The organism is Rothia nasimurium (assembly GCF_928381415.1).
Taxonomy (GTDB): Bacteria; Actinomycetota; Actinomycetes; order Actinomycetales; family Micrococcaceae; genus Rothia; species Rothia nasimurium_H.
The window spans coordinates 85,183-98,140 of the sequence record NZ_CAKMSF010000009.1; the positions used below are offsets into that span (position 1 = coordinate 85,183).

Below are 12,958 nucleotides of genomic sequence, written 5' to 3' on the forward strand. Positions count from 1 at the left end.
ACGTGGCTTTTGATAAGACTCTGCTCAAGACCCCCGATAGTGATGAATGGTGGGTGGCTCGGCTTTCTAAATCGCTCAGCTCTCGGCGTCCGCGGATTGAAGAGCTGCAGGCCTGGCTTGACGGTAAGCCGCCGGCGCCTTGGCAAATCGATACTAAGTCAAAGGACGGCTACGAACGCCTGCTGGGTGTCGCATCCCTAAATTTAGCCGAGCTGATCGTATCTTCGACCCTCTACCGTACTCAGGTGGAGACCGTCCGGGCGGGCAATAGTCCCACGGACGAGCAGACGGACGCCATGAACGCGGCCCTGCTGGAAACCGACGCTAACGCTCACTTCAGGCAAGCTATCGAATGGATGTTGTCCTTATCGGTGGCTTACCTGCTGGTGCGTGAAGATATCGATGAGGCGGGGAATGTGGTTGGCCGGCTAAGTGCTGAGCACCCGGCTGAGATGGTCGCTGAGGCTGACCCCACCGACCCGGCTAAGAATGTCGCTGCCCTCAAGGTCTACCGCGATGATACCGCCGACCGTGATGTGCTGGTCCTTTACCGCGATGGCTACATGCGCGTGGCCTATAAGCCCGGTCGGTCTGTTATCTTCAAGCAAACTATCAGCCTCTCTGGCTTCGAATGGAGCGCCGAGAGCGAATCAGCTGAAACGCCAGGGAAGGTGAAGCTCTCCGTCCCAGGTGTACCGGTCTACACTCTGCAGAACCGCTTCGGTAAGGGTGAATTCGAGAAGCATATCCCGCATATGCAGCGAATCAATCACATCATCTTGCAGCAGATGATTATCACCGCTATGCAGGCCTTCAAGCAGCGAGCAATTAAGGGTGTGCCAAATGCTGACCCTGAGACCGGTGAGCTGATTGATTACAGCAATATCTTCACCTCTGACCCTGGCAGCCTATGGATCCTGCCTGCGGCTGCTGACGTCTGGGAGTCAGGCACCGGCGATATCAACCAGCTGATCACCTCCATTACGAAGGACGTCGAGAGGCTGGCTATCGCCGCCCAGGCTCCGCTGTATGCGCTCTCATCGGACGCCGCCCAGCAATCCGCGGCGTCCTCCGAGCTCATGCGCGAGGGCCAGATTTTCAAGGCCGAGGATTTGCAGAAACGACTCACCCCGCGCTTTGCCGCCGCCGTGAGCCACATGTTGCGCTTCTCAGGTCAGGAAGAGCTTGCTGACCGCCGGCAAATGCGGGTGGTCTGGGCGCCTGCCCGCCGGTCGTCCCTGCTGGAGCGTGCCCAAGCTGGGCAGCTGGCTATCAAATCTGGCCTTCCGGTGCAGACGGTGGCCGAGATCTTCTTCGAATTCTCCCCGGCTCAGATTCAGCAGATGGAAGCCTATCGCGCTTCCAATGCCCTGCTCGATGCCGGTAGCGGTCAGAGCCTGCTCGCTGGTCTGAACATCGATACCGAAAACACCGAATAGTGAGAGGGGGCGGTTCCCATGGCTAAGGTCAGTCAGAAGCTGATGCAAGCCGTCATGGGGGCTGACTCCCTGCACTCGCGTATGGTAGCCATGCTCATGGAAGCCCTGGGAGCTATCTGGGGGTCTTTCGATGGCTGGTATGACGATGACGCGGTGGAGCGGGCCGCCGAGCTCGCTGCTGAGGCTGAGACCCGGGCCCTGAAGCAGATTTACGAGATCGCGGCTGCAGGTGCCCGGGAGCTGATGAATCAGGTGGGTGCCCCGCCTGCCTCTGAGGCCCCGGAGGTTTTCGAGTACCCCCGCCCGGTTGACCCTGTGCAGGTCTGGCAGCGCCCGGCCGAGCAGTACCGGTACGCGCTATCGGAGGGTAAGAGCGAGGTCGAGGCCCTGGACGCGGCCTTTCAGCGGGCCAGCCACATCGGCAAAGATAATGCCCAGCTGACCAAGCGAAACGCCAGCATCGCCCAATTTCGCCGCTCTGAGAAAGTCATCGGCTACCGGCGCATTATCCACCCTGAGCTTTCCAAAAGCGGGGTATGCGGCCTGTGCATTGTGGCCGCTGACCGCATTTACGGCATGGAAGACCTGCTGCCCATTCACGGTGGCTGTAATTGCTCGGTCGCTCCCGTCACCAAATCCAATGACCCCGGGCTCTCCCTCAACCGGCAAGACCTCGACGCCCTCTATGAGGCAGCGCAGGGCAATGATTACAAGAACCTGAAAAACATCCGGGTCACCAGCTACGAGCACGGCGAGCTAGGGCCCGTCCTGGCTCGCGTCGGTGATACCTACCTGACGCCGGAGGAAGCCCAGAAGCGACGGCGCAAGAAGAAACCGCCCTACGTGGTGCCAGGATCCCGTGCCAAGGAGCTCACCCCGGCTGAGGCGCAAAAGCGTCTCTCACGCGCCCAAGCCCAAAGGGAGGCATACGCCAAAAAATGGGAAGAGCTTAAGGCCGAGGGAATCAGCCCCGACGACGTTAGCGCAAGTGGCTACGTCTATGGGCTGCGCCGATTAGACAAAGAAATTGCCAAGTACACCAAGCTAGCCACTAAGGAGGCAGCATGAATAAAGTCCACCTTATCGTGGGTCCCCCCGGCGCGGGTAAGAGCACCTACGCCACTGAGCAGGCCGCCAAGACAGGCGGCACCGTCATCGACTACGACAGCTTCCGGGCGCTCGCCCCTGACGCTGATACCGCTGAGCGGTGGCGTCTTGAGGCTGAGTCTCGCGCCCATGACCTGGGCAAGGATGTTTTCGTGGTGCGAACCCTGGCTAAGGCCGATGAACGAGCCGAAGCGGCCGAGCGTATCAAGGCTGATGAAACCATTGTGTTGCTAACCTCAGCCGAGGTTTCTAAGGCCCGCGTGAGTGAGCGCGACGGCGATGACTCGAAGCATGAGGCCATCGATGCTTGGTGGCAGGATTACACCGGTATCGAGGGTGAAACCACGATCACCTTTGATGATGAGCCAGAAGAGCTGGCTGATCCTGCTGAGCCTGAGCCCTCTGACCCTGATGCGGCAGAGCAGGGCGACGCGGAGGGCTCCGAAGACTCGGACGCCGAGGGCGAGCCTACCAGCGATGAAGACCCCTCCCCCGGCCAGGACGTCCAGGCTCTCATTGAGGCTGCCCGAGCTGAAGAGCGCGCCAAGGTCAACGAAGAATTCGCACTTGAGCGCTTCAATACGCACCTGAGTGCCGAGGCTACGGCCCGCAAGCTCAACGCTGACGCCCTGCATCTACTCAAAACCTCCCTGGCCCCAACGGCCTTCCTCAAACCCGATAACTCAGTCAATACCGAAGCCCTAACCACCTTCCTTGACGCTTTCACCCGCGCTAAGGGCTCCCACGAGAACCATTCTGGTCACCGTGGGACCCAGGCAGTCGGCGGCAAGGAGCTGGGTAAGGCTAAGGCTGAAGAATTTCTCAATAAAAAAGGACGGTAAAACATGTCTATCATCGGCAACCCCGTAACCACCATCATCGACGGCGATCAGTCCTGGCTTGCCTCAGCGCACGGTCAGTGGAACGCCCGCACCGTGACCCTCGACCTTTCGAAGTTCACCCCGGGCACCCACTTCAAGAATGGCCACCTGCCCCAGGGCTTCCCCCTGGCAATCGGCTCAGATGGCTTCGCAGGCCCCTACACCGGCACTGATTTCGCCGGTCACCTTATGCATGATTTGGCCGTCGCGACCGGTGAAAACGGCCGAGTGGCAGCGCCCATGCTCGACCATGGCCGCGTCGTCGCCTCCCGCGTCCCCCTGGAAGGCTTCACCAAGCCCACCACCCAGGCCAACTCGACTATCACCTACCTCTAAGAAAGGCGGTACATCAGCATGACTACTCTGAATACTGATATCTTCGACCCCGCTGCGCTGACTGAATTCATGCGCGAGCTCTACATCGCCAAGGAAGAAAAGGACGGCGTCCTCTCCTCCTTCCTGCCTAACTACAACGTCGATGGCGCCACTGTCGACGTCACCGTGGAGGGCAACACCCCCGCTGAGCCCGCCAAGCGCCGCGCTTTCGACGCTGAGCCCCGCTTCGGCACCGGTGCCAGCAAGGTCACCCGCACCATCAAGCTCATGCCCCTCTCCGAGCAGGGCCGCTTCGGTGAGCAGGAAGCCGTCCTCACCGGCCGCAACTCCGCTACCGCCAAGGAATCCTGGATCAAGCGCCGCGCAGCCCGCATGGTCGACGCCTACTTCGAACGCCTGGAGCTTGAGCGCGCCAACCTGCTGGTCACCGGCCGTCTGACCATCGAGCAGGACGACCTGAAGATTGCCGAGAGCTTCGGTCGCTCCGGCACCCACGACGTCACCGCTGGCACCCTCTGGAACGCAGGCGGCGATCCCCTCGAAGATATCGCCCTCTACGCCGAAACCTACGCCAACAGCAACTTCGGCGCAGAACCTGGCACCGTCCTCACCTCCCGCCGAATCCTGCGCCAGCTGGCTAAGCACTCTGCTTTCGCCACTGCGCTCGCTAATGGCGGTTCTCGCCCTGCTGGCCTGGCTGACATTAACGACGTCCTACTGGGCCAGGGGCTACCCGTCATTCAGGTCTTTGATAAGGCCACCGCTGCAGGGCGTCTGATCCCTGATGACCGACTGATCTTCCTGCCCGCCGCTGGTGATAAGTTCTCTGCCACTGGCTCTGAGCTCGGCGGCACCCCCTGGGGCACCACCGCTTCTGCATTCACCCCCTCATGGGGTATCGATGAGGCGGACGCTGCTGGCCTGGTGGCAGCAGTTTTCGAGAACTCCAAGCCCCCTGTGGGCCTGGAAATCGCCGCTGACGCGATTGCCCTGCCCGTGCTCGCCAACGCTGACCGTTCCCTGGTCGCTAAGGTGCTCTAATCATGGCGGCTGCTAAGCGTAAGCTCGCGGTCAATGTGCTGGTGCGAGACCCCAAGACTGACCAGCCTGTATTTTTGCAGGCTGGTCAGGAGCTGCCAGCAGGTTTTAAGGACCTGGTGGCTGAGGTGAATCTCGTACCCAAGCAGACCGCTGGGAGCAAGAAGAAGACCGTGGCCGCTGCTGAGGAAGTGGCGGCTGTAGAAGAGGCTGTCGAGCCTACCCCCGTGGAAGAAGCCGCGCCTGAGCCTGAACCTGTTACCGCTGATCTGGTTGATGATTCAGAGCTGGACGCCGGTGATTACTTCGATACCGAGTAAGGCGGTGAAAGCCCATGGCCTGCAATAACCTGCTGCCTATCTCACCTGATGAGGTGAATGATGAGCTGAGGGGCACCCTTGATGTGAATGACCCGTCGGCCATGGCTTGGCTCGACCTCCAGCTAGCTAAGGCAGAGCGCAAGCTCTTTGCGCTCTGCCCAGCTACCGAGACCCGTATCCGCCAGGGGGACACCCGCACTATCGCTATCGCTAAGGATTTGGTAATTGATGCGGTAGCGCGAGTAGCGCGTGTAGCCCCGGAGGCCGTGGGCTTCCGCTCTGAGAGCGAGCACGGCTACTCCTACACAGTCGACCCGCTGACCCGTGCAGGAAATATCTGGTTTCCTGACACTGACCTAGCACAGCTAGGGTGCGGGGCTAAAGCCTCTGGCTTCACCCCGCGCTCAGCTACCCTGACCCGCGGAACTACCTGGCACGGGGGGCTACGATGAGCCTCATACGAGCCCCCCGCCACACGGTCACCGTCATCCCGCTAGGTGAGGCCCTCGATGAATACGGGGCGCCCACCTATCAGGAAGGCGACCCCGTCACCGTCCGCTGCAACGTCCATCCCGTCTCGGCCTCAGATGTAGAAGCCTACGGTCTCAAGCCGCTTGATACCTACGCTGTGACCACCGCGCCGGGTGCATGGCCAGACACAGCCGCCTCCCGCATTGAATGGGACGGGGACACCTACACCCAGCGCGGACGCCCGCTCAAAGCCCGCCTGGGCTTTAGCACCCAGCACGACCGCATCTTCATGGAAAGGGGAAGCAATGGCTGAGCTCTACAAAAACGCTGGCATTGAGGTCGCCCGTATGGTCGGCATATCCGACGCTATGGATGACCTCGCCGACCATACCGCGGCGAAAATCCGGGCCATCGCCTCAGCCCACGCAGACACCGGCGCTTTCGCCGAATCCATCAGGGTCGAGAAAGAAATGGGTGAGGACGGCGTCCTCGACCGCCTCGTCTCATCCGAAGTCGAGGGCATAATGGCCATCGAATTCGGCCACCATGAGGGCGACACCTTCGTCCCCGGCAAATTCGCCTTCACGCAGGTGGCCCACAGTGGATAGCCCAATCCCCTACCTACTGGACCTCTGCAAAGCACTAGGCCTACCTGCCTACAGCGCAGCCACCACTTCACTACCTGAGAAGTACATCTTCATCCAGCTAGCAAGCTCAATCCCCCTACCCAACGGCCCAGCCCTCCTGGCCTCCGATAACAGCATCTCAATCTCCGCAATAGCCCCCACCCGGGCAGAGGCAGAAAAAACCTCACGCGACCTGATTGAAGCGATCATCGAAGCCCACGAAAACGCCACTGTCTATGCTGACACCTCAACGGCGCTCGCTGAGGTGATTTCTTTCCCTGTGGCTCTGCCCTCGGTTGAGGCTGGTCGCCAGAAAACCTCGTATCAGTGCGCTTTCACCATGCGCCTGGTTCTTGCAAGCTAGCCCATATCTAACCCAGTTTGGCCTCTCTGCATGAGGGGCCTTCTTCATTTAAGGAGAGACTCATGGCTAACAAGTCATCTGATGTTGTCGTACCTGGTCACGGCGCAATCTTCGTATCTGTCGCAGAATCGGCAGAACCTTTCAATCCCGAGGGCGTCATCATTGGCGACCCTAAGACCTGGCCCAAGGAGTGGCAGGCTCTGGGCCATACTTCCCGCGAGAATCTTTGGAAGTTCACCCGCGAAGGTGGTGAGCCCAAGGCTATTGGCTCGTTTGAAGAGGACGCTGTCGAGTCAATCGTTGAAGACCCTGAAATCAATGGCTTTGAGTGTGCCCTGCTGGAAATCTCCCAGGAAAAGATGAAGCTGGCATACGGCGAAGGCGAGTGGAACGACGACCTCAAAATGTTTGAGTACGACGAAGCTCAGCCCACCACTAAGTCCGTCCAGATTGTCTTCGTGCAGGGCGCGAAGAAGCGTGCCGGCTGGTACGGCCGACGCTGTGAAATCAAGGCTGGCTCCGCCCCTGAGCTGAATACATCTTATTTCTTTGAGACCCCGCTCAAGGGCACTGTTATGTCTCCCGGCGATGGAAAGCGCAAGCAGGGATGGCTTGCTACCCGACCTTATAAGGCAGCTCAGCTCAACCCTGACGCCGTCGCCTAGCCCACCCCAAGATTTGGTGGCCCTGGCTCCATCGAGTCCTGAGCCAGGGCAACCTTACTACCCCCTAGGACTCGAATCTTCTGAAAGGACTCACCCCAATGACTAAGACCCCCCAAGACCACAAGGCCCCTGCTGCAGAAATCGCAGAAGCCCGCCAGACTCGCTTCGACGAGCTCGACAATGCTCATCTGCTCAAGCCCTTCTCCAAGCTGAAGGCCTCTGACGGCGTCCGCCTCATTAACCGGCTGAAAGGCGCGCTCGACATCGGCGCATTTGCCAGCATCATCGATGGGGAAGATGAGAAGCCTCTGACTTTCTCCGAAGAGCTGGAAAAGATTGATTTCGACGGCGTCGGCGATCTCATCGAATTCATCGATGAGCACTACGTAGAAGACCGCGAAGGCTGGGAGGCATTCAACACCGTTGAAAACTTCCAGGACGTTATGCAGCTGTGCATGGCATACGTCGGTGAGATGGGAAAAGGCAAGGACTCCTAGAGTTCTTCACCGCCAACCACGAGCTGGTCAGTGACTTCCTCACGATTTACCAGCAAGACCCTTTCCAGCTCATCAAGAATTGCCCTAGCTCCCGTGTCATCGACGCCCTGCTAGACCGCATTCCCTACGAAGAGCGATCCCTCTACCGGGCCAAGGTTCAGAACGAGATGGGCTACTACGGGTACTCACCGGAATCAGAGCGCCTGGACTACGCCTTGGACGCCCTGCTTATGCTCAATCACACGTTGATGCAGGTCAACAGCACCAAGGAAATCCAGCCGCCTGACCCCGTCCCCAAGCCCGGCGATAAGAAAAAAGCCGAAAAGCCCGTCGATTTCGAAGACCTCGACGCTATCTTCGGCTCAATCTCCCTCTAGAAAGGCGGTGCCAGCATGGCAGGCGCAGAAATCGGCAAGGTATGGATTCGAGTCGTACCCCTCGCCAAAAGCTTCCGCGCTGATTTGAAGAAGACCCTTGAGCAGGTCGAAAGCACCCTCAAGGTAAATCTTCAGGCGGATGTTGATGTCGAATCCCTCGTCACTTCTGCCCGCCGTGCTGTCACCGCCGCTGAGGCAGCCCTCTCAGGTATCGATATCAAGGCCATGGTCGAAGCCCAAACTGAGGCCGCCAAAGCTAAAATTGCCGCCCTACGCGGAGCCGACGTCGAAGTCAACGCGGTATCCGAAACTGCTAGAGCTGCTGCCCGAATTGCCGTCCTCTCCCGCGACCGGCGCGTCAGCATCACCCCCACCCTCAACAAGGCAGCACTAGCGGCCGTCACCGCCGCCCTCGGCGCACTCAAAGCAACCGCCGCAGCAGGTGGCATAGCCTCCCTTGGAGCCACCGCGCTCGCCGCTTCGGCTTCTCTCATCACTCTTGCTGGCTCACTGGTGTCGGTTGCCCCTGCTGCCTTAGCTCTCCCCGGCCTGCTGGCTGGCGCTGGTCTAGGCGTGGGCGTCCTTATCGCCTCGCTCAAGGACGCTGGCACGGTTCTGGCTGATCTTGGCCCCCAATTCTCCGCGCTGCAGGATTCCATCAGTGCCAGCTTCTGGGAGCGAGCTGCTGGGCCAATCCGCGATATGGTCGGCACCCTGCTGCCTGCTGTATCAGATAGCTTGGCCGCCCTCTCAGGCCAGATGGCAGGCTGGGCAGTCGCAATTTCAAGCGCTGTCTCATCCTCCACCGGCATCGAGAATATCCAGGGGCTCATCCGCCGCACCAGTGAAGCAGTGGATATCGCAGGTGAAGGCGTCGGTGCCTTCACCGCTGGCCTGCTGGAGCTTGCTAATGTCGGCTCGGTCTACTTAGCCCCGCTAGCCAGTGCTTTCAATGATCTGGCCTTCCGCTTCGAAGCCTGGGTATCAGCTTCCTACGAATCAGGCGCAATTTTCCAATGGATTGACGGCGCACTGACCGGCCTGCAGCAGCTTGGTTCTATTATCGGGTCAGTCTCAGGCATCTTCGTGGGCCTCTTCACCGCCGCTTCAGCAGGTGGCGGGGCGACCCTTGGCGCATTCGCCACCGGCCTAGAAGCAATCAACCAGGCAGTCAATGGCCCTGCTTTCCAGGGCGCCCTGACCACAGTTTTTCAGGGTGCACATGACGCCATGGCGAACCTCGGCCCGGTGCTTGGCGCAGTGGGCCAAGCCTTCCTATCGCTTGCTCCGCTGATTGCTCAGACCATGACGACCCTGACCAGCGCATTGGGGCCGGTGGTCGCTACTTTGATTTCTGGGCTTGTGCCGGTCGTGCAGTCCCTGCTGACTGCGCTTCTGCCACTGGTCCGGGTGATTGGTAATTCCCTGCTGACAGCTTTTCAGGCGATTCTGCCTGTGATTCAGCAGCTGGTGCCGATTCTGGCCCCACTGGTGACCCTGCTGGGCGCTGCTTTCGCGGGCGCAATCGCTGTGCTAATCCCACCGCTGATGCAGCTGGTCAGTGCGCTTCTGCCTCCGCTGGCGGCGCTATTTGCCGCGATTACTCCTGTGCTAATTGAGATCATCTCGGCCGTCATTCCGCTGGCCGGCGCCCTGCTTAGCCAGCTGGTGCCGGTCCTGATGCAGCTGATCTCGGCCATCCTGCCCCCACTGCTTTCTGTCTTTCAGCAGGTAGCGCCGGTCATCTCGGCCCTGATGCCTCTGCTGGCACAGATTGCCCAAGTCGTGATGGGCGTACTCATCGTAGCCTTTAACGCCCTGCTGCCAGTGGTCACCACTGTCTTTTCGGCGGCACAGCAGATCATTAGCGCAGCCCTGACCATAATCCAGGGCATCATCGACGTTTTCTCAGGAATCCTCACCGGAAACTGGTCTCAGGTCTGGTCTGGACTAGGCCAAATCGTCTCCGGTGCCTTTGAGCTCATCAAGAGCGTGATTTCTGGTGCCTTCGCGATTATCGGCTCGCTGATATCCGCCGGGTGGGAGCTAGCGAAAAGCATCTTTAGCGCTGCGCTCTCTTTCCTGAGCTCGCTAATTTCTTCAGGCTTCCAGGGCTTCCTCAGCCTGATTACCTCAGTAATGAGCTCAATCGCTTCCTTCCTCTCCGGGGCATGGGAAACCATCAAGGCACTGCTGATTACCGCGGTCACCTCCATGGTCTCATCCATGCAGGACGGCTGGGAAAACATGAAGAGCGCCGTCTCCAACGGCATCCAGGCCGTCATCGGATTCGTGCGTGATCTGCCCGGGAAGATTACCTCTGCCCTCGGCGACCTGGGCTCCCTGCTGGTGAATTCCGGTAAAGCCCTTATTGACGGCTTCACCCAAGGCATCAAGAACGCCGTCGGTGGAGCAATCGACGCGGCCAAGGGCGTCGTAGACGCAGTCCGAGATTTCTTCCCCTTCTCCCCCGCGAAAAAGGGACCCTTCTCCGGCCGAGGCTACACCCCCTACTCCGGTCAGGCTCTCGTCACCGACTTCGCCAAGGGAATGGAAGCAAATATCGCGGCGGTCTCCGCTGCCTCAACCCGTGTCACCACCGCGGCAACCGTCAGCGGCCAAATCGAGATGGCAAAAACCACCCTCACCCAAACCGCCGGCCCCAGCGCACAGGCCGTCCAACCCAACACCGAAGCAAGCACCATCACCCCAGAAATGCTCCGCGAAGCCCTCACCGGTATGAGCCTAAACCTCACCACCGACGCCGGCGTCGTCATAGCAAAGCTTGCTCGCCAAGGAGAAAGGAAGCTACAGCGTGGCTGAGATGAAAAAGGGAATCGGATACCTTGCAACCGACAGCGGCCTCTGGATACCAGCGGCCCACACCGGCCAAATATCCAAAAAAATGCCCACCCACGGCACCGAATTCATCTCAGCCCTCGGCCGCCGAACCTACTTCTCACGAGGAACCGGCCCCAAAAGCTGGCAAATCAGCGGAGAAATGCCCATCGCATGGGCACAAAACCTCCAAACCCTAGCAGAAGCCCCCCAACGCCTCTACTGGGCATCCCCCCTAGCCCAACGCTCAAACCTCCTCATCACCACAACCCCCACCTACGGCATCAGCGTAGGCCTCCGCCAAATGGGAGACACCTTCGCCACCGCCTACACCCTAGAACCCAACCGAACCTTCCTCTTGATCGCAGGCACCCCCGTCATGCCCGGCACCACCATCGAAGCAACCGCCTACCAAGCAGGAGGCACCATTCGGCTGGAATTCTACAACCAACTTGGAACGCGTATCAGCTTCACCCGAGACACCCCAGCCACTACTACCCTCACACCCATCAAGGTCACGGCCACCGTGCCAGCGCTCGCTACTGAGGTGAGGGTGGTAGCGGGGTCTCCGTTGCTCTTCGGTGGTGCCCGGCTTACTACAGGTGGTGGGGATGGGCTGGGCTCAGTGGGTGACGCTGCTTTTGTGACGCTGCATGATTTGCAGGTTGGGCACGGCAAGATTGCCGGAAAGAGAACGAAAATTTCTGTTTCGTACGAGCTCTTGGAGGTGAACTGATGCCGGTGATTGAAACGCAGGAAACCCTGGAATGGGGAGGGAAAACTTTCCGTATTTCAGGTATGAAGTGGAAGCAGGAAGCGTCATCTTCACTCCCTGAAGCCGTTGGTATTGCTGAGGGTAACGCTGTATGGTCTGGTAGCTGTCAGATATCGCCTGATGATGATTTCATCGATGGTGGTAATTCACTTTTTACAGCAGGTTACCCTCATCCCGGGAGTCGGGTGACCATAAAAATTTACGTTGATTCGAAACTGGTGCAGGTCTTTTCACCCATCGTCGATGACGTTAAATCTGATCTTGAATCAGCTTCAATCAGCTTTATTCAGCCAGTGGATTCTTTCTCTCGTAAGGTGCGCCTGCCCCCGGTTATGCGCGTCATGCCGAAAAACGCCTTTGATATCTCTTGGGCTTCGGACGTGGACGGCTACCGGCACTGCTACCCGACGCCTCTGTGGGCTGTAACCGAAGCCTTCCGAACGGCGGGGTATCACCTGACACCCCCACCCCCACCTGGCTTGTGGGCTGAGGTCACCATGCAGGGGGCATTCTTCTCCAATGAGTGGAAGAAAAACGGCTATTTGATTCGCTCGGTTGCGAATGACAACCCTGCTGGTGGGGCTTTCTCTCCGCGCCTGCGTCATGAAGAAGGCATGCTCTGGATGGACGCCGGTAAAGTCGCCGTCCACAATAACACCGGTCGCCCCATCCCCGCTGGTCGTATCCGCCTTTCTGCCATGATTGGGCTATCCCACGCAGGGGAAACCCAAGTGTACGCGGTAGCTTCCGACAACTGGCTGGTGGGCTTCAACATCACGGCCACCCGCCAGCTTCAAGTAGTACGCGGGTACCTGGGAGGCTCCACGGAAGTGGTGCACACTATCGAGGCCAGCGCCTGGGCCAGCGAGCGTATCATCTCTTTACGCACAGTCGGTGAGAACACCGAGGTCGCTGTCGGGGATTACAGGGCTTCTTTTGCCACTAGCTTCAAGGCCCCTTTCCAGTATGTCAGTGTCACTGCTAATTCGCTGGCTAGGGTGGCAGGTGTGCAGGTTTCTGACCCTAATGTGGGTGGTGCTCACCCTGCCCTGGCCCATGTGCAGACCGCGCAGATCCAGCCCGGCAGGTGGGCTGTAGGCCTGACCGCCTCGCCATCTATCCGCGACCAGACGGCGGCTTCGGTGCTAGATGAAATCGCGGCGGCGACCTGCGCTGCCTGGTGGGTAGACGGTGAGGGTATCGCGCATTTTGAATCTGCCGAGT

Annotated in this window: 16 protein-coding genes; all 16 read left to right on the forward strand. The window is 59.4% G+C overall.

Translation table 11 applies throughout. The features are described from left to right. Positions 1-2: 2 nt before the first annotated feature. The gene (locus L7A20_RS10975; RefSeq protein WP_237223554.1) at positions 3-1,439 is read left to right on the forward strand and encodes a phage portal protein; all 1,437 of its coding nucleotides are present in this window, start codon (positions 3-5) and stop codon (positions 1,437-1,439) included. Between the two features lie 18 nt (positions 1,440-1,457). After that, positions 1,458-2,507, forward strand: coding sequence for a hypothetical protein (locus tag L7A20_RS10980; RefSeq protein WP_237223555.1), 1,050 nt, complete (start codon positions 1,458-1,460; stop codon positions 2,505-2,507). Further along, the gene (locus tag L7A20_RS10985) at positions 2,504-3,388 is read left to right on the forward strand and encodes an AAA family ATPase (RefSeq protein WP_237223556.1); all 885 of its coding nucleotides are present in this window, start codon (positions 2,504-2,506) and stop codon (positions 3,386-3,388) included. The genes L7A20_RS10980 and L7A20_RS10985 overlap by 4 nt, the downstream gene beginning before the upstream one ends. 3 nt (positions 3,389-3,391) lie before the next feature. Further along, on the forward strand, positions 3,392-3,763 hold the full coding sequence (locus L7A20_RS10990; protein WP_237223557.1) for a hypothetical protein: 372 nt from the start codon (positions 3,392-3,394) through the stop codon (positions 3,761-3,763). 18 nt (positions 3,764-3,781) lie between these two features. Beyond that, positions 3,782-4,804, forward strand: coding sequence for a major capsid protein (locus L7A20_RS10995; protein WP_237223558.1), 1,023 nt, complete (start codon positions 3,782-3,784; stop codon positions 4,802-4,804). A gap of 2 nt (positions 4,805-4,806) precedes the next feature. Further along, positions 4,807-5,121 (forward strand): hypothetical protein, encoded by a 315-nt coding sequence (locus L7A20_RS11000; protein WP_237223559.1) that lies wholly within the window; start codon positions 4,807-4,809, stop codon positions 5,119-5,121. Between the two features lie 14 nt (positions 5,122-5,135). Then, positions 5,136-5,573, forward strand: a complete 438-nt coding sequence (locus L7A20_RS11005) for a Gp19/Gp15/Gp42 family protein (protein ID WP_237223560.1) — start codon at positions 5,136-5,138, stop codon at positions 5,571-5,573. Further along, positions 5,570-5,905 (forward strand): hypothetical protein, encoded by a 336-nt coding sequence (locus L7A20_RS11010; protein WP_237223561.1) that lies wholly within the window; start codon positions 5,570-5,572, stop codon positions 5,903-5,905. Before L7A20_RS11005 ends, L7A20_RS11010 begins: the two co-directional genes overlap by 4 nt. Further along, positions 5,898-6,200 carry a DUF5403 family protein gene (locus L7A20_RS11015; RefSeq protein ID WP_237223562.1) on the forward strand — a complete coding sequence of 101 codons (303 nt, stop codon included), beginning with the start codon at positions 5,898-5,900 and terminating at the stop codon, positions 6,198-6,200. Before L7A20_RS11010 ends, L7A20_RS11015 begins: the two co-directional genes overlap by 8 nt. Further along, positions 6,193-6,582 (forward strand): hypothetical protein, encoded by a 390-nt coding sequence (locus tag L7A20_RS11020; protein ID WP_237223563.1) that lies wholly within the window; start codon positions 6,193-6,195, stop codon positions 6,580-6,582. Before L7A20_RS11015 ends, L7A20_RS11020 begins: the two co-directional genes overlap by 8 nt. 62 nt (positions 6,583-6,644) lie before the next feature. After that, the gene (locus tag L7A20_RS11025; protein WP_237223564.1) at positions 6,645-7,247 is read left to right on the forward strand and encodes a hypothetical protein; all 603 of its coding nucleotides are present in this window, start codon (positions 6,645-6,647) and stop codon (positions 7,245-7,247) included. A 98-nt stretch (positions 7,248-7,345) separates the two neighbouring features. After that, positions 7,346-7,744, forward strand: coding sequence for a hypothetical protein (locus tag L7A20_RS11030; RefSeq protein ID WP_237223565.1), 399 nt, complete (start codon positions 7,346-7,348; stop codon positions 7,742-7,744). A 167-nt stretch (positions 7,745-7,911) separates the two neighbouring features. Beyond that, positions 7,912-8,121: a hypothetical protein gene (locus L7A20_RS11035; RefSeq protein WP_237223566.1), complete on the forward strand. Its 210-nt coding sequence runs from the start codon at positions 7,912-7,914 to the stop codon at positions 8,119-8,121. A 15-nt stretch (positions 8,122-8,136) separates the two neighbouring features. Then, complete coding sequence (locus tag L7A20_RS11040; RefSeq protein WP_237223567.1) at positions 8,137-10,944, forward strand: phage tail protein; 2,808 nt, start codon at positions 8,137-8,139, stop codon at positions 10,942-10,944. Beyond that, positions 10,937-11,695 (forward strand): hypothetical protein, encoded by a 759-nt coding sequence (locus tag L7A20_RS11045; protein ID WP_237223568.1) that lies wholly within the window; start codon positions 10,937-10,939, stop codon positions 11,693-11,695. Before L7A20_RS11040 ends, L7A20_RS11045 begins: the two co-directional genes overlap by 8 nt. Positions 11,696-11,919: 224 nt before the next feature. Then, on the forward strand, positions 11,920-12,958 hold a 1,039-nt coding region (locus L7A20_RS11050; RefSeq protein ID WP_237223569.1), incomplete at its 3' end, for a hypothetical protein.

Excerpts from the sequence above, each read along its gene's own strand:
- L7A20_RS11030 (WP_237223565.1), top strand. The coding sequence starts at position 7,346 with ATGACTAAGACCCCCCAAGACCACAAGGCCCCTGCTGCAGAAATCGCA.
- L7A20_RS10980 (WP_237223555.1), top strand. The coding sequence starts at position 1,458 with ATGGCTAAGGTCAGTCAGAAGCTGATGCAAGCCGTCATGGGGGCTGAC.
- L7A20_RS11010 (WP_237223561.1), top strand. The coding sequence starts at position 5,570 with ATGAGCCTCATACGAGCCCCCCGCCACACGGTCACCGTCATCCCGCTA.
- L7A20_RS11025 (WP_237223564.1), top strand. The coding sequence starts at position 6,645 with ATGGCTAACAAGTCATCTGATGTTGTCGTACCTGGTCACGGCGCAATC.
- L7A20_RS11040 (WP_237223567.1), top strand. The coding sequence starts at position 8,137 with ATGGCAGGCGCAGAAATCGGCAAGGTATGGATTCGAGTCGTACCCCTC.
- L7A20_RS10995 (WP_237223558.1), top strand. The coding sequence starts at position 3,782 with ATGACTACTCTGAATACTGATATCTTCGACCCCGCTGCGCTGACTGAA.
- L7A20_RS10985 (WP_237223556.1), top strand. The coding sequence starts at position 2,504 with ATGAATAAAGTCCACCTTATCGTGGGTCCCCCCGGCGCGGGTAAGAGC.
- L7A20_RS10990 (WP_237223557.1), top strand. The coding sequence starts at position 3,392 with ATGTCTATCATCGGCAACCCCGTAACCACCATCATCGACGGCGATCAG.
- L7A20_RS11005 (WP_237223560.1), top strand. The coding sequence starts at position 5,136 with ATGGCCTGCAATAACCTGCTGCCTATCTCACCTGATGAGGTGAATGAT.
- L7A20_RS11000 (WP_237223559.1), top strand. The coding sequence starts at position 4,807 with ATGGCGGCTGCTAAGCGTAAGCTCGCGGTCAATGTGCTGGTGCGAGAC.
- L7A20_RS11035 (WP_237223566.1), top strand. The coding sequence starts at position 7,912 with ATGGGCTACTACGGGTACTCACCGGAATCAGAGCGCCTGGACTACGCC.
- L7A20_RS11015 (WP_237223562.1), top strand. The coding sequence starts at position 5,898 with ATGGCTGAGCTCTACAAAAACGCTGGCATTGAGGTCGCCCGTATGGTC.